Raw genomic sequence first — 20,583 nt, 5'->3', positions numbered from 1 at the left:
ACGGTTCCACCATGCGGGAGTGCTGCCGTACTGTTTTCCCATATAGAGGGATCGTGGGCGATGTGCGCGCTGTTTTCCGCCATCAGCGGATGCGTTGATGGCCCACGTTGTCACGTCGGCGTGAGTGAGGGGCGCGAGGGCAGGCTGGCACCATAAAAAACGCCCCATCACGCGAGGTGACGGGGCGTCTGTGAGGTAGGGCGGTCGCGCTATCAGCGCACGATGATGCCCAGCAGGATGCCCACCACGCCAAAGTCGGCGTCGCTGAAGGTGGTGTTGGCGATGCCGATCTGGCCGAGTACCGGCAGCAGGAACACCGGCAGGAAGGTGATCAGCAGCCCCTGGGCGAAGGCGCCCAGGATGGCGCCGCGCCGCCCACCGGTGGCGTTGCCGAACACACCCGCTGCCGCACCGACGAAGAAGTGCGGTACCACGCCCGGGATGATCACCGTCATGTTCAGCGCGTACAGCACGAACATGCCGATGACCCCGGCGGCAAAGCTGCTCAAGAAGCCAACCAGTACCGCGTTGGGGGCGTAGGGGAACACCACCGGGCAGTCCAGCGCCGGCTTGGCGTTGGGCACCAGCTTGTCGGAGATCCCCTTAAAGGCCGGGACGATCTCGGCGATCACCATCCGCACACCTTGTAGGATGATGTACACCCCGGCGGCGAAGGTGATGGATTGCATCAGCGAAAACATAAACCAGTTCTTGCCGCCGCTCACCTCACGCACATAGTCACTGCCGGCGAACAGGCAGGTGATGATAAAGATGATGAACATGGTGAACGAGATCGCCACCGGCGTATCACGCAGGAACAGCAGGCTCTTCGGCACATTCATGTCTTCGGTAGAGTGCTCTTTGTTACCGAACTTGCTACCGATAAAGCCGGCCAGTACATAGGATACCGTCGAGAAATGGCCGATGGCCACGTCGTCTGAGCCGGTGATCTTTTTCATGTAGGGATGGGCGATGGCCGGGAAGAACACCATACAGAAGCCGACGATCAGCGAACCGACCAGCACCAGCATCGTGCCCTGCATCCCGGCGGTCGCCAGGATCACCGCCACCATCATCGACATAAACAGCGTGTGATGACCGGTGAGGAAGATAAACTTCCACGGCGTCAGGCGGGCGATAACGATGTTGATCAGCATGGCGAAGAACATGATCATCGCCATCTCACGCCCGAAACTCTTCTGGGCGATGGAGACGATGGCCTCGTTATTCGGCACCACGCCATTAATGCCGAAGGCATGTTGGAAGATGGCGGAGAAGTCACCCAGCGAGCTGACCACCAGACCGGCGCCGGCACCCAGAATGACAAAACCCATGATGGTCTTGATGGTGCCTTTAATGCATTCGGTAACCGGTTTTTTCTGGGCGATTAAGCCGATGAGTGCGATCAGGCCGACTAATATCGCCGGTTCGGATAGCACATCCTGCATCAGAAAACGGAAGAATGACATAGTGCCTCCACTACAATGCGCCGAGTTTACGCAGGGCGACGCTCAGACGTTCTTTCATCGCCACTTTATCGATCATGTTATCCAGCGCGACGATCTCGCCGCCGACCTGCTGGGCGACCAACTGCTCGGCGATATCGGCGGTACCGACGAAAATATCGCTGGCGGTGCCTTTGGCGGAGCCTAAATCGACATGGTTAACCTCGGCGTTGACCTGCAGATCTTTTAGGATGGTCTTGATGCTCATTTCCATCATCAGACTGGTGCCTAAACCGTTACCGCATACCACTGTGATATTCATAATTATTCCCTCGGTGTAATTCGTAATTAATAACGCGCGATGACTTGCAGGATCTCATCGACGCTTTCTGCCTGTTGCAGCCTATCGATATCGTCTTGGTTATCGAACAGCTCGGCGAGTTTGGCGATGATGCCGATGTGGCTATTACTATCGGTGGCGGCCAATACGATCAGTAATTTAATCGGATCGTTACCGGCGGAGCCGAATTCGACGCCGTGTTTAATCACGGTCAGGCCTAATGCCAATTGATTCACGCCATCTTCCGGGCGTGCATGCGGCATGGCCATGCCTGGGCCCAGCACATAATAGGGGCCGATTTTGTTATGCGACTGAATAATGGCATCGACATAGCCAGGGGTAATCGCATTATTTGCTATCAGTGGGGCACAGGCGGTTTGAATCGCCTCACGCCAGTCCGTTACCTGCTCGATAACCTGAATGACGTTGGGGGTAAGCAGTTTCGTCAACATTCAATCGGCTCCTGGTCATGTCGGCTGTTTTTTTAAAATGATTCTCTTGTGAAAGGCATAGTAGAGAGCAATGGTAGCGCTATCTAGTTCGAGGAAGTGATTTCGTGATAGCGCTATCATTTTGCTGCGAAATTAATCCGCCGGCGCTCAAAGCGCGTCGCTGCGCTGATCATCGGCGGCAAGCTGTGCTACCGTAAGACGGTCAGTGATCAATGTGAATACACCCTACTTCATGGAAAAAACACGCAAGAGAAAAGGCACCGGGCGCGTCACCCTACAAGAGGTCGCACAACGAGCCGGTGTCGGCTCGATGACGGTATCGCGCGCGTTACGCACCCCCGAACTGGTCTCCGCTAAGCTGCGCGCCAAGATCGATCAGGCGATCGCCGAGTTAGGCTATATTCCAAACTCGGCGGCGGGGATCCTGGCATCGGGGCAGAGCCGGACGGTGGCGGTGGTCGTCCCCTCGCTGCGTGATTACGCCAGCTCGGTGTTCCTGCAATCATTGCAGGCGGCATTGAACGACAACGGCTATCAGGTGGTCATCGGCTGTCACGATTACCAGGCGAAGAGGGAGGCCGAGGTGCTTTCTACGCTGCTGCAGAGTAGCCCGGCGGCCCTGGTGGTGTTCGGTGCGCTGAATGCGGAGCAGGCCGTCGAGCTGCTCGCCAACAGCGCGTTACCGGTGATCTGCGCCGCCGGCGAGGACGCATACCCCTTCGCCCTGAACCTGCAGAGCAATATCGGCGATGCGGCCTACTTCCTCACCGAGTACCTGCTGCGGCAGGGGCACCAGCGCATCGGCTATATCGGCGCCCAGATGGGGCGCAAGATGCAAGGGCAACAGCTGAGCGGCTGGAGCCGGGCGATGCTGCACCATAACTACAGCGCCGAACAGAGCATTACCACGCCCTATGTGGCGACGATGGAGTTTGGCCGCCAGGCTATCAGCGACATGTTGACCCGCCAGCCGGAGCTGGAGGCGGTGGTATGCAGCCACGAGGCGATCGCGCTGGGGGTGCTGTTTGAATGCCAACGGCGGCTGATTAAGCTGCCCGGCATGTTGGCGCTGGCCTGCGTCGAAGGCTCCGCCAACTGCGACCAGATCCACCCCTCGTTAACCTCGCTACGCATCGATTACGACAAGATGGCGCATGAGGCGGCGAAACGCCTACAGCAATGGCTGGCCGCCCCGGATGGCGAGCGTCCCGGCGCGCCGCAGACGGTGATCTTCCCCTATAAGTTTGTCGCCCGACAGAGCGCCTAGGCGCGCTGCGACGGCGGTCTACCCATTAAATCCCAGCTCGGCAGAGATAGCCCCGGCCGCGCTTCCCATACGACATCAGGCGAGGTGGGCGGGGTCTGCCTCGCCATCACGCTGTAGCAGTGCGATCAGGGTGCAGGGGGCCGCTGGCGCGCTATCGGCACGCACGGGCTGGAGCTTTCCGCTCTCTGACAGGGTAAACAGCGGAATGACGCCCTGGTGCATCGCCAGGTACTCTGGCCAGCCGAAGTTCTTATTCAAGCGAGTGACCTTGATGATGGCGCCTCTGGCTATCAGGCTACTCAGTTTCCCGTAGCTGGCCTCGTGATTGAAAAGGCTCTCGTGGCGGCGGAAACGCGCGCTCTCCGCACGATCGCCGCGTCCCTTCAGCGGCGAGCCGGAGCGGATCGCGAAGACGTTCTCATCGCCGAGGATATGGCCGAAGTGGTAGATGGCCAAGGCGTTCTGGTGGCGGTTGGGCGACAGGGCGAATACCTGCGCCGTCTCGCCGAGATTGAGGTAGTTTTCCGCGTGCTCGGAGTAGGCGTGGCCGTAATAGGCGGGGATCCCCTCCATGCGCGCCTGGCGGTAATACTCCCAGCTGCTGTCGCTGACGATGACGGGGATCTCCAGCTTGATCAGCGCCTGGGCCAGCAGGCGGGCTACGCTGTTGGCCCCGATGATCAGTACGCCGCGCGGCTTACGCTGCTGGACGCGTAGCAGGCGGGCCACGAAGCGGCTGGTCAGGCTCTGCAGGATGACGGTGCCGATGATGATGGCGAAAACCACCGTCACCAGCCGTCCGGCATCCGGGTAGCCGCTGCGTTGTAGCGTCAGGGCAAAGAGGGCGCTGACGGCCGCGGCGACGATGCCGCGCGGCGCGATCCAGCTGAGCAATAGCCGCTCGCGCCACCGCAGCGAGGAGCGCCAGGTAGAGACGGCGATGCACAGCGGCCGGGCGATGAACTGCACGGCGCACAGCACCCCGATGAGCGGCCAGCCCATCTGCCAGAGTGCCGCGATATCGAGGCGTGCCGCCAGGATAATGAAGAGGGCGGAGATCAGGATGACGGAGAGCTCCTCCTTAAAGGCGAGGATATCGCTGGTATCGACATCGCGCATGTTGGCCAGCAGGATGCCGATCACCGTGACGGCCAGTAGCCCCGACTCGTCGGCGATGGCGTTCGACAGGCCGAAGGCGGCCAGCACCGAGGCGAGGACCGCCAGGTTTTGCAGATAGCTTGGCACCCAGGCGCGGCGCAGGCTGATGCCGATAAGATAGCCGCACGCCAGCCCGACGAGCAGGCCGGACAGGACGGTGCTGCCCAGCGTCCAGAAAAGATGGCCGTAAGACCGGGCGCTTTGTTGCAGGACGATGAATTCGAAGACCAGCAGCGTGAAGATGGCGCCGATGGGATCGATGATGATCCCCTCCCAGCGCAGCACCTGGTTGACGCGGGCGTTCGGGCGCACCACACGCATCAGGGGGGCGATCACCGTGGGGCCGGTGACTACGGTTACCGCGCCGATCAGCGCCGCTAGCTCCGGCGGCAGCCGCAGTAGCCACCAGCAGGCGAGGCCGATGACGACAAAGGTGGCCAGCATACCGATGCTGACTAGGTTACGCACGACGCCGCCTAGGCCGCGTATCTCCTCCCGCCGCAGCGTCAGCGCGCCTTCGAACAGGATAATCGCCACCGACAGGGAGACGAGGGGAAACAGCAGCTCGCCAAAGAGCCGGTCGGGCTGTACCAGGTGAGTGACCGGGCCGAGAGCAATCCCAAACAAGAGCAGCAGCAGTATGGCCGGTAGGCGCAGTGACCAGGCGGCCCATTGCGCCAGCAGGGCGCTTAATCCAATCAGCACCAACATCAGCGGGGCAGATAACGCCATAACGATCCCTTCCTGTAGACAGTGCGGTTAATGGAGACAGGCTTCTCTCTCTATTCTAGCGGGTCTATCTTTAGTCATTATTTATATAAATGCGAATCGCTCATTGTATTTCTGAATTTGATTAATATTGATAATCAATGGGTTGGAATTATCTGAATCTGTATCGCGCCGATCGGCGAGGCTGCGTACCCTAAGCCCGGCGATATCGTGCTTTACCCGCGTTGTCCCTCGGCCCGGGGGCTGTTCGGTAGAAAATTTCTTCGATCTTTAAGGTAACTTTTACCGTCTCCGACGGGTGTAGAGATGATCCCTGTTTTTTTCTCTACACACTGGAGTGTTGCCATGTTAAAGCCGATTGAAAGCCGTTCCCGTGAGCGTAAGAACCTGAGCGGGCTGTGGCAGTTTGTGCCGGATGTACAGCGTTGTGGTCACCGTGAACAGTGGTGGTGTGGGCCTTTGCCGGGTGCTAGAGCCATTGCGGTACCCGCCAGTTTTAACGATCAGTTTGCCGATGAGGCCATCCGCAACCACGTGGGGGATGTGTGGTATCAGACCGAGGTGCGCGTGCCGCGCGGCTGGGCCGGGCAGCGGGTGGTGCTGCGCTTTGACGCGGTAACCCATGGGGCGACGGTGTGGGTGGATGAAACCCTGGTGATGGTGCATCAGGGGGGATATACCCCGTTTGAGGCGGACATCAGCGCTCTGCTGGCCGGGCGTGAGCAGGTGCGCGTCACCGTCTGCGTCAATAACGAACTCTCCTGGCACACCATCCCGCCGGGGCGGGTCACCGAGGTCAACGGTGAGCGCCGCCTGCAGTATAGCTATGATTTCTTTAACTATGCGGGGATCCATCGTCCGGTGTGGCTCTATTCTACGCCGCAGGATTATGTCCGCGATGTCCGCGTGACGACCGAAATCAGCGCCGATGGGGCGCAGGGGCTGGTGCACTATGCGGTCGATGCTGGCGATGCCAGCGTGCAGTGCCGCCTGCTGGATGGCCAGCAGAACTGTGTGGCCGAGAGCGAGGGGGGCGAGGGGACGCTGACGGTCGCCAACCCACGTCTATGGCAGCCGGGGGAGGGCTATCTGTATACCCTGCAGGTATGCGCCGGGGAGGGTATCGATGAATACACCCTGCGGGTGGGGATCCGCACCGTGGAGGTCACGGAGAGCGCCTTCCTGATCAATGGCAAGCCGTTCTACTTTACCGGTTTTGGCCGTCATGAGGATGCGGATCTGCGCGGCAGAGGGCTGGATCCTGTGCTGATGGTGCACGATCACGCCCTGATGCGCTGGATCGGCGCCAACTCGTATCGCACCTCCCACTACCCCTATGCCGAGGAGATGCTGGACTGGGCCGATGAGCACGGGATCGTGGTGATCGATGAGACGCCGGCGGTGGGAATGATGGCCCTGAACGGCTTCACGCTGGATCTCTCCTCTCGGGAGGAGAAACTGTTTTGTGAGGAGCGCATCGGTTCTCAGACCCAGCGGGCCCACCTGCAGGCAATCCGCGAGCTTATCGCCCGCGATAAAAACCACCCCAGCGTAGTGATGTGGAGCCTGGCGAACGAACCTGATGTCCGCGAGGCGGCGGCGCGCGACTACTTTGCTCCCTTGGTACAGGCGGCCCGAGAGCTGGATCCCTCCCGTCCGCTGTGCTGCGTCAACATTATGCTCTGCCCGCCGGACAAGGACACCATCAGCGATCTGTTTGACGTGCTGTGTCTGAACCGTTATTTCGGCTGGTATGTCAACAGCGGCGATCTGGCTACCGCCGGGCGTGAGCTGGAGCAGGAGCTGTCGGTATGGCATGCGCGGCACCACAAGCCGATCATCATTACGGAATACGGGGCCGACACCCTGGCCGGGCTGCACAGCGTATATCCGGAGATGTGGAGCGAGGAGTTTCAGGCACAGTTTTTAACCACCTATCACCGTGTATTTGATCGTCTGCCCTACGTGGTGGGGGAACAGGTGTGGAACTTCGCCGATTTCGCCACGGCGCAGGGGATCCTGCGCGCCGGCGGCAACAAGAAAGGGGTGTTTACCCGCGACAGAAAGCCCAAGGCGGCGGCTTTTACCCTCAAGGCGCGCTGGACGGCGGTGCAATACGGGGTGAAACCCGCGGGTGACAAGGGGGGAGCGCAATGAGTCAGTCACTGAGCTGGAGGGCGGTGATTGGCTATGGCTGTGGCGACATGGCCAATAACTTTGCCTTTGCCATGGGGGCGCTGTTTCTGCTGAGCTATTACACCGACGTGGCCGGCGTCGGTGCGGCAGCGGCGGGGGCCATGCTGCTGTCGGTGCGGATACTGGATGCCTTTATCGATGTGATCGCCGGGCGGGTGGTGGATAAGACTAATACCCGCTGGGGCAAATTCCGCCCCTACCTGGTGTTCGGTGCCCTGCCGTTGATGCTGTGCAGCATACTGGTGTTTTCCGTGCCCACCGACTGGTCGCACGGCGGTAAGGTGCTCTATGCCTACGCGACCTATATTGCCCTGAATATTTGCTACAGCTTCGTCAATATTCCCTATGGTTCGCTGGCGACGGTGATGACGCAGGATCCGGCGTCCCGGGCCAAGCTGGGGATGGCGCGCTCTATCGGCGCCGGACTGACCTTTGTGCTGATAAGTTTTGTGATTTCACCGCGTCTCAGCTCCTCGACGCCGGCTGAGTTACAGACCCTGTATACCCAGCTGACGCTGGTACTGGCGGTGGTCGGGATCGCGCTGTATCTGTTCTGCTTCGCCTGCACCCGCGAGGTTGTCCAGCGCCAGGTAGCCCAGCCATCGTTTAGGGAAAGTCTGGGGACACTACGTCGGAACCGACCGCTGTTTATGTTATGCGTCTGTGCGCTGTGTACCCTGGGGGCCTCTTTCTCGGTCAGCGCGAGCACCATCTTTTATGCCCGTTATATCTTAAATGATGTGTCGCTTTTGGCGCTGTTTGTGGCCATTCAGACGCTGTTGGGAATGTTGCTGGCGGCACCCTCGGTGCCGTTCCTGGTTCGTCGGTTGGGTAAGCGGAATACCTTTCTGGCCGGGCTGTTGTTGGCCGCGTTGGGGTACCTTCTCATGTTCTTTATGGCCTCGCTGCCGGGAGTGCTTATTTCCCTTGTGGTGACCACACTGGGACTGTACACCTCGATGACGGTGATGTGGGCGCTGGAAGCGGATACCGTCGAATATGGCGAATGGTGTACCGGTGTACGTATTGAGGGGCTCACCTATTCACTATTCTCCTTTACCCGTAAATGTGGGCAGGCCATCGGTGGCTCAATTCCTGCCTTTATTCTGGGGTACAGCGGTTATGTCGCGAATAGCGCTACCCAGAGCCCCAGCGCCCTGCTCAGTATTAAGCTGTGTATGACACTGATTCCGGCCATTTTAGTATTAGCCGGATTTCTGATTATGTTTTTCTACCCGCTGACCGATGCGCGCTTTGCGGAAATTATCGGTGAGATTAAACAACGGAAAATACATTCTGAGGGAGGTGTGATTACACCGTAAAAATAAATAATGGAATGCTGTCGCGGTATGTCGTATCGGCAGGCTATTTTCTGAAAAATAGTCTGCCGCTACCGTAATAAATAAACACGCCACTTTATATTATTTTCACCGGGATATAAAAATGAAAATTAAAATAATATGCCTTGGTTTATTGGGCGCCGTGATGACGTCGTCGCTGGGCTACGCCGCCGCACTACAGGATGAAGAGGACTATATCCGTCTGCGCCTGCGTAACGATCTGCGTCGGGCCGATAAGCCCAGCGCCGGGGATGGGCGTGATGTCTATGCCTGGGTTCAGGGCGCGCTGCTGGATGCGAACAGTCACTATTATAACGATATGATCGGCGTTGAAGGGGGCGCGTATTATGTCTACAAGCTGGGTACCCGCGCGGCGGCCTCTAGCCGTTTTTATCTCGACGGCCACGATAGCTTTGGCTATGCCCTGGGGGCGATAAAGGTGAAGTTAGGGGAGTATGGTAAGCTGAAAATCGGGCGCTTCGGCACCGACGCGCTGTATGGCAGCCTGCCCTATTCGGTGCCGCTGATCGACGGTTCCTCCAACCGCACTCTGCCGGGGGTGTCAGAGGGGGTAATGGGGCAGTTTGCCCTGACAGATCGCCTCGATTTATGGATGCTATACCGCCAGCGGGTCTTTACCTCCTACGATGCCGACAAAGGGGTCCGCTATGAAGGGGTGTTTAACCCACAGACCGGAGAATACGATGTGCATCGTCCGCTGGGGGCGGTCGCCGCGGTTTACCGGGATGACCACAGCCAGTTTGGCTCCGGGGTGTCTTATCAGTCCGATGTGGTCCTACAGGCCTCCAGTACCCTGAAGTATACCCAGACGCTGCAGAATGACACGGCGCTACAGTACGATGCCATCCTCTATTATGCCAGCTTGGACGGGATGAGCCGACGGGCGGGGAAACCGAACGAATCCATAATTGCTTCTGCCTCGGCGGCGTGGAAAGTAGGGCATTGGGGATTGTCGGCGGCGTTTGAGAAAGTAACCCATGATCTGGGATACGCCGTTAATACCGATATCGGCTACCCGTTTTCCCTGTCGATGGATCGTAATCATGAGGGGATGTGGTCCTATCAGGTGGGGTTGAGCTACAGCCCGTCGCCGGCTATTAGCCTGATGTTGGCGCCGATCTACACCGACGGCTGGGAGTCATCAGAAAAACGGGTACGGGTGCAGGGGATCGGCCTGCTCGGTGGCGTCTACGGGCATATATCCTCCGGTCCGTTGGCGGGGCTGACGGCCTTTATCGCCGCCGACCGTACGCGGGAGAAACGCCCGGGCAGTCACCTGGGCGATCGCCTCAATTATTGGGATATCAAGAGTGGTATCCAATATGACTTTGTACTGAAGTAACGCCGCGTAGGCATCCGCCCATTCGCGGGCGGATTATCCATCCTCCGGCGCCGCTAATATCGCAGCCATTCACTGCGCGATGGATAGCGCAGTGAATGCGCCCAGGCTGTGGTTAGGGAATTAATGCGTCGACCTGATCAATAACCCGCTGCCGGCGTTTCCCGCCACTCTCTTTGAAAATGCGCGAATCGCGGCGCCCAGCGTCGATTTTCGGCCAGACGCTGACGTATCTCGCAGGGGATAAACGTAGCCTGTATCGACCGGTGGGTTTTGTTGTTGGGGCACCGCCGTCGAATTACGCTCGGTGCCGAGAGCGCGTATTTTCCTCGTGGATCTATCTCACATAGATCCTAACAAAAAATGGTCTACCGCAATAAAATGGTGAGAACTGTTACCCGCGACTTTGATTGCTGTCACAAATGATATGCCGTGCTCAGTGCTGAGATAGCTGCCTTATTTTTAAGGAGTCTCTATGACTAGACGGCGTTACTTAATTATATTGCTGATGTTTATAGTCATCGCAATTAATTACATGGATCGGGTTAACTTTTCTGTCTCTATCCCTGACATTCAAAAAGATTTGCATTTTAGCCTGGCAGAAATCGGTGATATTTCTTTTGTCTGGGGGATGGCCTATGCCCTGTTTAATTTCCCGGGGGGATGGTTGGCGGATAAATTAGGGCTACGTTGGGGGATCTTTGCCGCCTTTGGCTGGTGGTCACTCTTTACCATCGCCTCTCCCTTTGCCACAACGCTCACCGGATGGTTTATTCTCCGTGGCTTGATGGGAGTCGGTGAGGCACCGATCTGGCCCTTTAATGCCAAGGCGGCGAATAGTTGGGCGGCGCCGACGGAGCGCTCTACGGCCTATACCTTAGCCGGCTCTGGGCAATATCTTGGCCCTGCCATCGGCAGTATTTTGGTAGGTTGGATTGTCGTTTCCCTGGGCTGGCATTGGGCCTTCGTCATTTTTGGTGGGGCAGGTCTGCTCCTGTTGCCGGTCTGGCTGTGGGTGGTGCGCGATAGTCCGGCGGATGATCGGCGAGTCAATCGGCAGGAGTTGGCCTGGATTGGCAATATGGTGGATGCGCGTCAAGAGCAGATAGACTGGCCGGGGATCCGCCGGGTATTTACCTCCCGTACCGGGGTAGGGATGCTGCTGATTTACCTGACCTTCGGTTATATTTTATTTACCTTTCTTAACTGGGTGCCCAGTTACATGTATTACACCTTCCACATGGATATTCTGAAAAGTGCCTTGTGGTCGAGCCTCGGTGCCTTTATGGGCTTTATTGGTTTTCTCCTCTCCGGTCCCTTTAATGATCGTCTGGTACGGCGTTATAACCGTCTGACGGCGCGCCGTATTGGTACGGCCGTGCCGATGTTTTTAGCGGTATTGTGCGTCGTGGCGTCGTTGATGACCGCTCAAAGCGGGCTGGGACGGCTGACCGCCATCTTGATCGGCCTGGTGCAGCTGTTTATGAATCTGACCGTCGGTGCCTGGGCGGTCAATATTATCGACATCTCACCCAATCAGGCATCGACCGGGATGGTGTATGGCATCTTTAATGGGGTGTTGAACATCATGGGGGCATTGAACTCGCTGATCCTGACCGCTATCGCCTCGGCCTATGGTTTTCCGCTGGCGTTTGGCAGCGCGGTGATCTTCATGGTGATCTTTCTGTTCAGTATTCTCTTCATTGTCGATCGGCGCAGTTATGAGGCGCTCACCGACTATGCCATGGCGGCGCGCCGTCAGGGAACGGCGCGGAGCTAGCCGGATGCGTAGCCACCGCGCCTTAGGCGCGAGGGGTTGTACGACGACTGAAGCGCGGGGCCGTGAGTGAAAGTGTTAACTATAGCGGCTTACGTTGCTGGCTTTTGGCTATATCGACAGGCGCTTTCTTGAGTGCGATCGCATTTTTACCGACGTGAGCCGGGGATGATAATCCGCTTAAGCGGGTCGAACTGCGCAGCGCGCGGACGTTGGCCCGGTGGTGAGATGAGCGACGAGGAGGCAAGATGAGACGGGGGTTAAGCGCGTGCGCACTGATGTGTCTGTTGGCGGGGACGGCTTGGGGAGCGGCGCCGGGTAAAAGCTATGATGTGTTCATCATCCCGAGCGCGGGGGTTAACACCCTGATCACGCAGACCAGCGAACAGCTGGCAGAGTGTGGCCTTACCAGCCTGGCGCGCCAGGGGTTTATGCCCCATGTCACGCTCTATCTGGCCGATTATGGGCCGGATGCCTTGCCGCGCTTACAGCGTGAGGTGGCGGCGTTGAGTCGCCAATGGCAGCCCTTCCCGTTGCAGCTAACCCATCTGACCCAGACGCGTGGCGACTGGCTGATGATCGCGGTGCAAAACAGCCCGTCGTTGCAGCGCCTGTCGGACAGCCTGGTGCAGCGCCTCTCGCCCTATCGTGATAAGTCGGCGGCGATGCCAGCCTGGGTCAATGCCTATCCGGAGAAGAAGGCGGCGTTTGCCCAATATGGTAGCCCGAACGTCTTTACACACTTCGATCCCCATATCACCCTGCTGGCGCAGAGCGACCATGCCGCCTTGAGCCAGTTTATGCAACGCTACGGTCAACACTTTAGCGCGCAGCGCGTCGAGGCGATCGGCTTGGGGATCAGCGAGACGGATAGTAATGGTCAGAGCCGTACGGTGCTGGCGCGTTACGACTTTAGCGCCCCGGCGGCGCAGGCGGCCGCTAAACCGTAAGGTGGGGGAGGTGGCGCCGTGGCGACGGCGCCGCGCGGGCGTTTAGCGGCGGATGATGCGTCCGTCGCCATGCTCGGCATTGGCCTGTTTCAGTTTTTCTGCCCCGGTGGCCTGGATCAGCCACAGCGAGGTGAAGCCGCGCAGGTTGCCATAGCTGTATTTCGGGTTGTTCGGTTCCAGCGGTTGGGTGACGGTCAGCAGGCGCTCGCCGTCGCGGCGGCGCGTCTTGTGGAAAGAGACGTAGATGTCTTCATCTCTCAGCAGAAACAGCGCCTCTTGGGCGACGATGTCGGCATTGAGGTCGTTGTCCGCCACGCTCCACAGAAACATGACGATCTTGACGGGGCCAAAGGAACTGTCTTCGACCAGCTGTACGTTGATCTCGCTGGTCTGTGGTCGGTTGCCCTTCAGCGCATCCTTGATGCGTTCGACCAGAAGTGCGGCCCGTGAGTTGGACATGGTCTTTTCCTTTAACAGATGAAAATGGTTATCTCTGGGGGCCGCCAAATGTCGAGCCGCCCAGGTGAGGTCCGTGCGTTATTATTGTTCGTTGACCGCCTCTCTGCCGCGAGGAGATGCTGTGCGGGGAGAGCGGTAGTGTAGTTTAACGCAGAGCGCGTTGCAGTGGTATCGCCCCGGCGGCAAGACGGGGCTTTAGCGCGAGCATAAAAACGCCTAATATATTTCCTCCGCGTAAGCGGGTGGCATGACGAAGGACGACGAGAGGGTCGTCTTTTTTATGTCCCGGACGCGACGATGGGGCGGTCAGCGGTAAGGGCCGCTCACCCTACGAATAATTAAGGTGATAATGATGGGTATTTCTCGCAAGATTAAAGGTATTGCGGCGGCCGCGTTGTTGGCATTGGGCTGCGTCGGGGCGAATACGGCGTCGGCCGAGCCGTCGGGTAAGGGGATGAGCATCTGGTTCGACGTGGGCGGCCCGGTCGGCGAGTCCTACGTGACGGTGGTGCAGAACGGGGCTAAGCAGGCGGCGGAAGATCTGGGCGTCGATCTGCGTCTGGTCTACTCCGACTGGCAGCCGCAGAAGATGATCGAAAACTTTAAGCAGGCGTTGGCGGCCAAGCCGACCGGCATCGTGGTGATCGGCCTGCCGGGCGATACCGCCTACCAGCCGTTGATCAAGGAGGCGATCGATAAGGGCATCCTGGTGACCTCCATCGATACCGAGCTGCCGGGCACCATGGAGGCCGAGCAGAGCAAGGGCTTCGGTTACGTCGGCGATAACAACGCGGTGCGTGGTTTACGTCTGGCGAAAGAGGCGGTGCGTCGCAGTGGCCTGAAGGCGGGCGATCGTGCGTTGGTCTGGGGGCTGAAGGATCGGGCCGCGCGTAGCGAATCGACCCTGGGGCTGATCAAGGGGCTGGAGCAGGCCGGCGTGAAGGTCGACTTCCTGCAGATTTCACCGGAGGTGGATAAAGATCCCTCTCTGGGTGCCCCGGCCTTTACCGCCTACATGGCGACCCACCCGGACGTGAAGATGGTGCTGGTCGATCACGGCGCCTTGACCGCGCAGATGGGCAACCTGATGCGTAATGCCGGTATCAAGCCGGGCGAAGTCTATGTGGCCGGTTTCAGCCTGTCACCGGCGACCGCCGAGGCGATCAAATCCGGTTATGTGCAGCTGGTGGCCGATGCCCAGCCCTACCTGATGGGCTACTTCTCCGTGGTGCAGATCGTCCTGACCAAGCGTTATGGCTTCTCCGGTCTGGATATCAACACCGGCGCGGGCTTCGTCTCTAAAGAGAACATCGGGCTGATCGCGCCGCTGGCCAGCAAAGGTCTGCGTTGATGACGCAACCTGCGCTGGAACTGATCGGGCTGAACAAATGGTTCGGCCCGGTTCATGCCCTGCGCGATATTCACTTTCAGCTGTTCCCCGGTGAGGTCGTGGCCTTGCTGGGGGATAACGGTGCCGGCAAATCGACCCTGATCCGGGCGATCGCCGGCGCCGAGCGCTTCGATAGCGGTACGCTGAAGGTGGCGGGGCAGGCGGTCGATGGACGGCGTTACGACGTGCTGGGCGCGCGCCGCCAGGGGATCGAGACCGTCTACCAGAACGGCGCGCTGGGACTGGGTCAATCGCTGTGGCGTAACCTGTTCCTCGGGCGCCATCTGCGCAATCGCTGGGGCTTTATCGATGAGCGTGAGGAGCGGCGCCGGGCGCAGGCGCTGCTACACCAGCTGAACTTTCGCGGCGTTGGTGCCAACGTCGATGCGTTGGTCGGCCAACTCTCCGGCGGCGAACGCCAGGGGCTAGCCATCGGTCGGGCGATGCTGTTTGACGCGCGCCTAGTGATCCTGGATGAGCCGACCACCGCTCTCTCCCTCGGTGAGGTGGAGAAGGTGTTGCGCTTCATCGAACAGCTGCGTAGTCAAGCGCGCGCCTGTCTGCTGATCACCCACAATATGGCCGACGCCTACCGGGTGGCGGACCGTTTCGTGGTGATGGATCGCGGGGCGATCGTCGCCGCCTATCGTAAGGATCAGCTGACGCTGGCCAGCCTGCAGCAGGCGTTGTTAGATGCCGTGAGGTCATGAGTCGATGAAACTGTTTTTTTCCCGTCATCGGGCGCCGTTGCTGACCGGCCTGATCTTGCTGCTGCTGTGGCTGCTGTTCGCCGTCATCAGCCCGGTGACCTTTCTGCACGCGCGGATCTATACCTCGCTGCTCTCTACCATTCCGCTGACGGTGCTGCTAGCGCTGGGGATGACGCTGTTGATCATCGCCCGCGAGATCGACCTCAGTTTCCCCTCGGTGGTGGCGCTGGGCGGCTTCGTCTTCGCCTGGCTGTATCAGCATACCGGCTCCGGTCTGCTGGCGTTGATCGGGGCGTTGTTCAGCGGTCTGCTGTGCGGGCTGTTGAATGGCCTACTGGTGGTGCGTCTCAACATCCCCTCGATCATCGCCACCATCGGTACTCAGTTCTTCCTCGGCGGCTTGTCGACGGTGTTGGCTAATGGGCTGGCGATCAGCCTGCCGACGCTGCGTGACGATGGCTTGGCCACCCTGCTGGTGGGGCGTCTGGGCGATTGGTTACCGGCGCAGAGCCTGTGGGGGTTACTGGCTACCCTGGTGATGTGGCTCTACCTGGCGCGTCACCGCTTCGGCGATCAGATCAACTTCATCGGCGACAACCCCGAGTCGGCGCGTCTGATGGGGGTACCGGTCAACGCCACCCGCTTCTGGCTGTTTATGGTGATGGGCATTCTCTCCGCCTTGGTCGGGGTCTTGCTGAGCGTCGAGATGAGCAGCTGGTGGCCGAATCAGGGGCAGGGTTACATGTTGCTGGTGTTTGCCTCGGTGTTCATCGGCGGTACCTCGGTGCTGGGCGGACGCGGCTCGCTGATCGGCAGTCTGTTCGGCGCCTGCATCATCGGCATGTTGGAGGCGGGGATCATCAGCGCCGGGCTAGACGGCTTCTGGACCCGGTTGGTGTATGGGGTGATCATCCTGCTGGCGCTGGTGACACACGGCGCCTTGTTGCAACGCCGCCCACGGCGGCGTTAAGGCTGCGCCGCGGCGCAGCGTATTGAGTAAGGCAATTCCATGAGCAAAATCACACTGATCGGCGCGGGCAGCATCATGTTCTCGCGTCAGATCATTTCCGCCCTATTGGCCAGCCCGGTGCTGGAGGGTAGCGAGATCATCCTGATGGATCTGGATGAGCAGGTCCTGGCGCGTAGCCAGCGGCTGATCAGCATGATGGTGGCCCAGTCCGGGGTGAGGGTGACGGTACGTCACACCACCGATCGCCGCAGCGCGTTGCGCGGCGCCGACTTCGTCATCAATGCCATCCAGGTCGGCGGCCTGGCTCCCTGGCGGCTGGATATGGAGATTCCGGCGCGCTATGGGGTGATCCAGGAGGTGGGGGACACCCTGGGGCCGGGTGGTATCTTCCGTGCCCTGCGTCATATCCCGCCGATGCTGGCTATCTTGCGTGACATGGAGGAGCTGTGTCCGCAGGCGCTGTTCATCAACTATGCCAACCCACTGGCCCCCTTGACCTGGGCGGCGAAGGAGGCCAGCGCGGTGCGTAGCATCGGCCTGTGCTACGGGGTGCGCTATACCGTGGCGCAACTGGCTGGTTACCTGGGGCTGGGGCCGTGGGTCGACCACCCTTCGACGCCGCAGCGCTGGCAGCGTCTGATGTACCATGAGGTCCCGGAGGACATCGAATACGACTTCGCCGGTATCAACCATATGACCTGGATCACGGCGCTGTCTCGCCATGGCGAGGATCTGCTGCCAAGGGTCCGCGCCCTGGCGGAGGAGGAGCGGGTGCGTCAGGCGGATGGGGTGCGTTGCGAGGTGCTGCGCTTCTTCGGCCTGTGGTGTACCGAGAACCATTGGCACTGTAGCGACTATCTGCCCTATTTCCGCAAGAACCCGGCGATGATCGACCGTTTTCTGCCGCAGCGCTGGAATCTGTTGGCGCTGGAGGAGCAGGTGCACGCCGCCGGCAAGGCGGAGATCGATGCCCAGCTGGCGGGCGAGCGGCCCTTCGTCATCGCGCCGAACATGCTCAACGCGCCGAAGCTGATCAGCGCGCAGCTCAGCGGTGAGCGGACCCGTATCAACGGCAATATGGCCAACCGTCAGCCGCAGGGGCTGCTGGTAGAGAACCTGCCGGCGGAGTGCGTGGTGGAGGTGCCGATCTGGGTGGATGGCGACGGCCTGCATCCGCAGGCGATGGGGCGCTTACCGACCCAGTGCGCCAGCCTGTGTAAGAGCAACATCGCGGTGCAGGAGCTGGTGGTGCAGGCGGCGCTGAGCGGCGATCTGGAGGCGGCGCGCTATGCCCTCTCCCTCGATCCGCTGACCGCCGCGGTCTGTACCCTGGATCAGATCCAACAGATGTTCGATGAGCTGTTCGCCGCCCAGCGTCAGTGGCTGCCACAGTTTCGCGCCGCAGGGATGTCGGCCTAAGCGACGGGGCCGCGTGGGGGTGACCCGGCGCGGCCTCGCACAGGTTCCTTCCGGCCGCGAGCGGCCCTACTACCCGGTGAGGTAGCGACGTGATCAGTGATTTCCTGCGGCTGCTGGCCGTGTTCGAGCGGGCGGCGTTGATGTTGATGATGCTGTTCTTCCTGACCCGCATCCGCCCCTTTCAATCGTTATTGCAGAAACAGAATCGTTCGGCCCTGGAGCTGGCTACCGTGTCGGTACTGTTCTGCGCCTTCGCGGTGTTTAGCACCTATACCGGCCTGCGGGTCGAAGGGGCGCTGATCAATGTGCGCATCATCGCCATCATCGCTGGCGGCATCCTGTTTGGCCCCTGGGTGGGGATCCCCGCCGGGATCGTCTCCGGGGTGCATCGTTATCTGATCGATGTGGACGGTTACACCTCGTTGCCCTGTCTGCTGAGCAGCGTGGTGGCCGGGCTGTTGGCGACGCTGATCTACTATCGCGCGCGCCGTTCGCGCCTCTGGCTGTATGGCATCCTGGCCGGGATGGCATGCGAGGGGTTGACCATGCTGTTGATCCTGCTGCTGACCAAGCCCCATGCCGTGGGGATCGCCATCGTCAGTAAGATTGGGGTGCCGATGATCGTCGGGGCGATCTGCATCGGCCTGATCATCCGCCTGGTGCAGGATCTCAACGATGAGAAGGAGCTGATCGCCGCGCGTCAGGCCAAGCTGGCGATGGATGTCGCCAACCAGACCTTGCCCTATTTTCACCAGATCACGCGCAGCGCCTTCGAGTCCGTATGCGAGATCATTCGCCGCGAGATCGGCGCCGATGCGGTGGCGATCACCGATACGCAGGATGTGCTGGCCTATGCCGGTACCGGGCGTGAATGCTACGCGCTGGAGGGGCATCACGCCATCAGTCAGCTGACACGCGAGGCGGTGGAGAGCGGGCAGATCCTGCTGAACAATAACCTACGTAGCTACAATCTGTCGGACTTCCATTCGGTGATCATTATTCCGTTGCGTGAGCAGCAGGAGGCGGTGACCGGGACGTTGAAGATCTACTACCGTCGCCGCTATCGCATCACCGGCGCGCTGCGCGAGTTGGCGGTGGGATTGTCGCAACTGATGTCGACGCAGATGGCGGTGGCGCGCATGGAGCAGCTACGCGAAGGGGCGCGTAAGGCCGAGTTCAGCGCGTTGCAGAGCAAGATCAATCCCCATTTCCTGTTTAATGCCCTGAATGCCATCTCGTCGCTGATCCGCCTCGATCCGGATAAGGCGCGCCAGTTGATCGCCTCACTGGCCGACTACCTGCGTTACAATCTGGCGCGCGGCGATCGGCTGATCGATCTGGCGGAGGAGCTGATGCAGGTGCGTAACTACATCGCCATCGAACAGGCGCGCTTCGGCGATCGCTTGCAGGTGATCTTCGCCCTGGATCCGGTGTCGATCTCCCTGCCCAGCCTGCTGTTGCAACCGCTGGTGGAGAACGCCATCCTGCATGGCATTCAGCCGCGCAGCGGGCCAGGACGGGTGACCATCGAGGTGCGCGATGAGCCGGAGCGGGTGCGCATCGCGGTACGCGATACCGGTTATGGCATCAGCCAGGCGGTGATCGAGCAGGTGGCGCGCGGCGAGCCGAGCGGGGATAGCATCGGCCTGAGCAATGTCCAGCAGCGTCTGCAACTGCTCTACGGCGAGGGGTTGCGCATTCGCCGCCTGGAGCCGGGAACCGAAGTCTGTTTCTATTTGCCGAAAGCGGGAGGGGCGCATGCTGACAGCGATCATTGTTGAAGACGAATATCTGGCGCGTGAAGAGTTGGCCTACCTGATCGGCCGTCATAGCCAGATCCGGGTGCAGGCGCAGTTTGAGGATGGCTTGGCGGCGTTCAAATACCTCCAGACGCATCGCGTGGATGTGCTGTTTCTCGACATCCAGATCCCCTCCATCGACGGGATGATGCTGGCGCGCAACCTGTTGAGCCAGCAGCATGGCGAGGAGGGGCCGGCGGTGGTGTTTGTGACCGCCTACAAGGAGTTTGCCGCCGAGGCCTTCGAGCTGGAGGTGTTTAACTATATTCTCAAGCCCTATAACGAGGCGCGTATCATCCAGGTGCTGCAACAACTGGAGCAGCAGGCGCGTCGCCCGCCGCTCAGCACGGCGGAGAGCGCCGCCCCGGCGGCGACGGTCAACCTCACCAAGGGCGAACGTATCATCGTCACCCCCTGTGAGCAGATCTACTATGCCGAGGCCGACGAGAAGCTGACCTACGTGTATACCCGCGATGATCGTTTCGTCTTGTCGATGAGCCTAAGCGAGTTTATCAGTCGGATACCGACGGAGCGCTTCTTTCGTTGCCACCGCTCCTACTGCGTCAACATCGATAAGATCAGCGAGATCGTCCCCTGGTTCAATAGCACCTACTTGATCCACCTGCATGATCTGGCGTTCGAGGTGCCCGTTAGTCGCAGCAACATCAAGGCCTTCCGCCAGTTGATGCGTTTATAGCCTGCATTCCATTCCCCATGGGCTGCATTTCATTCCTCTCATCGTGCATCTCATGCCTTTTTCGCCCGCCTAGCGCGGGCGTGCGCCTATAGTGCCCAGTATTCGGCAGCCCGCCGCTGCCGCCA

17 protein-coding genes are annotated in these 20,583 nt (G+C 59.9%); 12 read left to right on the top strand and 5 right to left on the bottom strand.

The window, feature by feature from the left end:
- Nucleotides 1-212: 212 nt before the first annotated feature.
- The 3 genes from ACEQFP_RS06320 to ACEQFP_RS06310 are packed head-to-tail and all read right to left on the bottom strand — an operon-like array spanning nt 213 to nt 2,237.
- Nucleotides 213-1,469, bottom strand: coding sequence for a PTS ascorbate transporter subunit IIC (locus ACEQFP_RS06320; protein WP_005289975.1), 1,257 nt, complete (start codon nt 1,467-1,469; stop codon nt 213-215).
- A gap of 10 nt (nt 1,470-1,479) precedes the next feature.
- Nucleotides 1,480-1,767 (bottom strand): PTS sugar transporter subunit IIB, encoded by a 288-nt coding sequence (locus tag ACEQFP_RS06315; protein ID WP_005289977.1) that lies wholly within the window; start codon nt 1,765-1,767, stop codon nt 1,480-1,482.
- Nucleotides 1,768-1,793: 26 nt separating this feature from the next.
- A complete protein-coding gene (locus ACEQFP_RS06310; RefSeq protein ID WP_035597866.1) occupies nt 1,794-2,237 on the bottom strand; it encodes a PTS sugar transporter subunit IIA in 444 nt (147 codons plus the stop codon).
- A 232-nt stretch (nt 2,238-2,469) separates the two neighbouring features.
- Between ACEQFP_RS06310 and ACEQFP_RS06305 the strand changes: the two genes are divergently transcribed.
- The gene (locus ACEQFP_RS06305) at nt 2,470-3,504 is read left to right on the top strand and encodes a LacI family DNA-binding transcriptional regulator (protein ID WP_116605390.1); all 1,035 of its coding nucleotides are present in this window, start codon (nt 2,470-2,472) and stop codon (nt 3,502-3,504) included.
- A 75-nt stretch (nt 3,505-3,579) separates the two neighbouring features.
- On the opposite strand, the gene ACEQFP_RS06300 is transcribed toward ACEQFP_RS06305, so the two are convergent.
- Nucleotides 3,580-5,394, bottom strand: a complete 1,815-nt coding sequence (locus ACEQFP_RS06300) for a cation:proton antiporter (protein ID WP_370547193.1) — start codon at nt 5,392-5,394, stop codon at nt 3,580-3,582.
- A 342-nt stretch (nt 5,395-5,736) separates the two neighbouring features.
- On the opposite strand from ACEQFP_RS06300, the gene uidA reads away from it, so the two are divergent.
- From uidA to ACEQFP_RS06275, 5 genes are all read left to right on the top strand, one after another.
- A complete protein-coding gene (gene uidA / locus ACEQFP_RS06295) occupies nt 5,737-7,548 on the top strand; it encodes a beta-glucuronidase (RefSeq protein WP_370547194.1) in 1,812 nt (603 codons plus the stop codon).
- A complete protein-coding gene (gene uidB, locus ACEQFP_RS06290; protein WP_005289988.1) occupies nt 7,545-8,909 on the top strand; it encodes a glucuronide transporter in 1,365 nt (454 codons plus the stop codon). The genes uidA and uidB overlap by 4 nt, the downstream gene beginning before the upstream one ends.
- A gap of 121 nt (nt 8,910-9,030) precedes the next feature.
- Nucleotides 9,031-10,290 carry a glucuronide uptake porin UidC gene (gene uidC, locus ACEQFP_RS06285; protein WP_005289990.1) on the top strand — a complete coding sequence of 420 codons (1,260 nt, stop codon included), beginning with the start codon at nt 9,031-9,033 and terminating at the stop codon, nt 10,288-10,290.
- Between the two features lie 472 nt (nt 10,291-10,762).
- On the top strand, nt 10,763-12,067 hold the full coding sequence (locus tag ACEQFP_RS06280; RefSeq protein WP_109579371.1) for an MFS transporter: 1,305 nt from the start codon (nt 10,763-10,765) through the stop codon (nt 12,065-12,067).
- Between the two features lie 245 nt (nt 12,068-12,312).
- Entirely contained in the window at nt 12,313-13,014 is a 702-nt protein-coding gene (locus tag ACEQFP_RS06275) for a 2'-5' RNA ligase family protein (protein WP_047059118.1), read from the top strand.
- A gap of 42 nt (nt 13,015-13,056) precedes the next feature.
- On the opposite strand, the gene ACEQFP_RS06270 is transcribed toward ACEQFP_RS06275, so the two are convergent.
- A complete protein-coding gene (locus tag ACEQFP_RS06270; RefSeq protein WP_005289998.1) occupies nt 13,057-13,473 on the bottom strand; it encodes a hypothetical protein in 417 nt (138 codons plus the stop codon).
- A gap of 352 nt (nt 13,474-13,825) precedes the next feature.
- Between ACEQFP_RS06270 and ACEQFP_RS06265 the strand changes: the two genes are divergently transcribed.
- From ACEQFP_RS06265 to ACEQFP_RS06240, 6 genes are all read left to right on the top strand, one after another.
- Entirely contained in the window at nt 13,826-14,824 is a 999-nt protein-coding gene (locus tag ACEQFP_RS06265; RefSeq protein WP_005296267.1) for a substrate-binding domain-containing protein, read from the top strand.
- Nucleotides 14,824-15,573, top strand: coding sequence for an ATP-binding cassette domain-containing protein (locus ACEQFP_RS06260; protein ID WP_005290005.1), 750 nt, complete (start codon nt 14,824-14,826; stop codon nt 15,571-15,573). The genes ACEQFP_RS06265 and ACEQFP_RS06260 overlap by 1 nt, the downstream gene beginning before the upstream one ends.
- 4 nt (nt 15,574-15,577) lie before the next feature.
- Nucleotides 15,578-16,543 carry an ABC transporter permease gene (locus ACEQFP_RS06255; protein ID WP_005290007.1) on the top strand — a complete coding sequence of 322 codons (966 nt, stop codon included), beginning with the start codon at nt 15,578-15,580 and terminating at the stop codon, nt 16,541-16,543.
- Nucleotides 16,544-16,582: 39 nt separating this feature from the next.
- Nucleotides 16,583-17,962, top strand: a complete 1,380-nt coding sequence (locus tag ACEQFP_RS06250) for an alpha-glucosidase/alpha-galactosidase (RefSeq protein WP_370547195.1) — start codon at nt 16,583-16,585, stop codon at nt 17,960-17,962.
- An 89-nt stretch (nt 17,963-18,051) separates the two neighbouring features.
- Entirely contained in the window at nt 18,052-19,743 is a 1,692-nt protein-coding gene (locus ACEQFP_RS06245) for a LytS/YhcK type 5TM receptor domain-containing protein (protein ID WP_005290011.1), read from the top strand.
- Entirely contained in the window at nt 19,724-20,458 is a 735-nt protein-coding gene (locus tag ACEQFP_RS06240; protein WP_370547537.1) for a LytR/AlgR family response regulator transcription factor, read from the top strand. The genes ACEQFP_RS06245 and ACEQFP_RS06240 overlap by 20 nt, the downstream gene beginning before the upstream one ends.
- Nucleotides 20,459-20,583: the final 125 nt, after the last annotated feature.

The sequence above is a fragment of the Edwardsiella sp. A.80236 genome (genome assembly GCF_044540725.1).
GTDB lineage: Bacteria > Pseudomonadota > Gammaproteobacteria > Enterobacterales > Enterobacteriaceae > Edwardsiella > Edwardsiella tarda.
The sequence above is the reverse complement of the archived record's forward strand: the minus strand, read 5'-3'. Positions and strand labels throughout refer to the sequence as shown.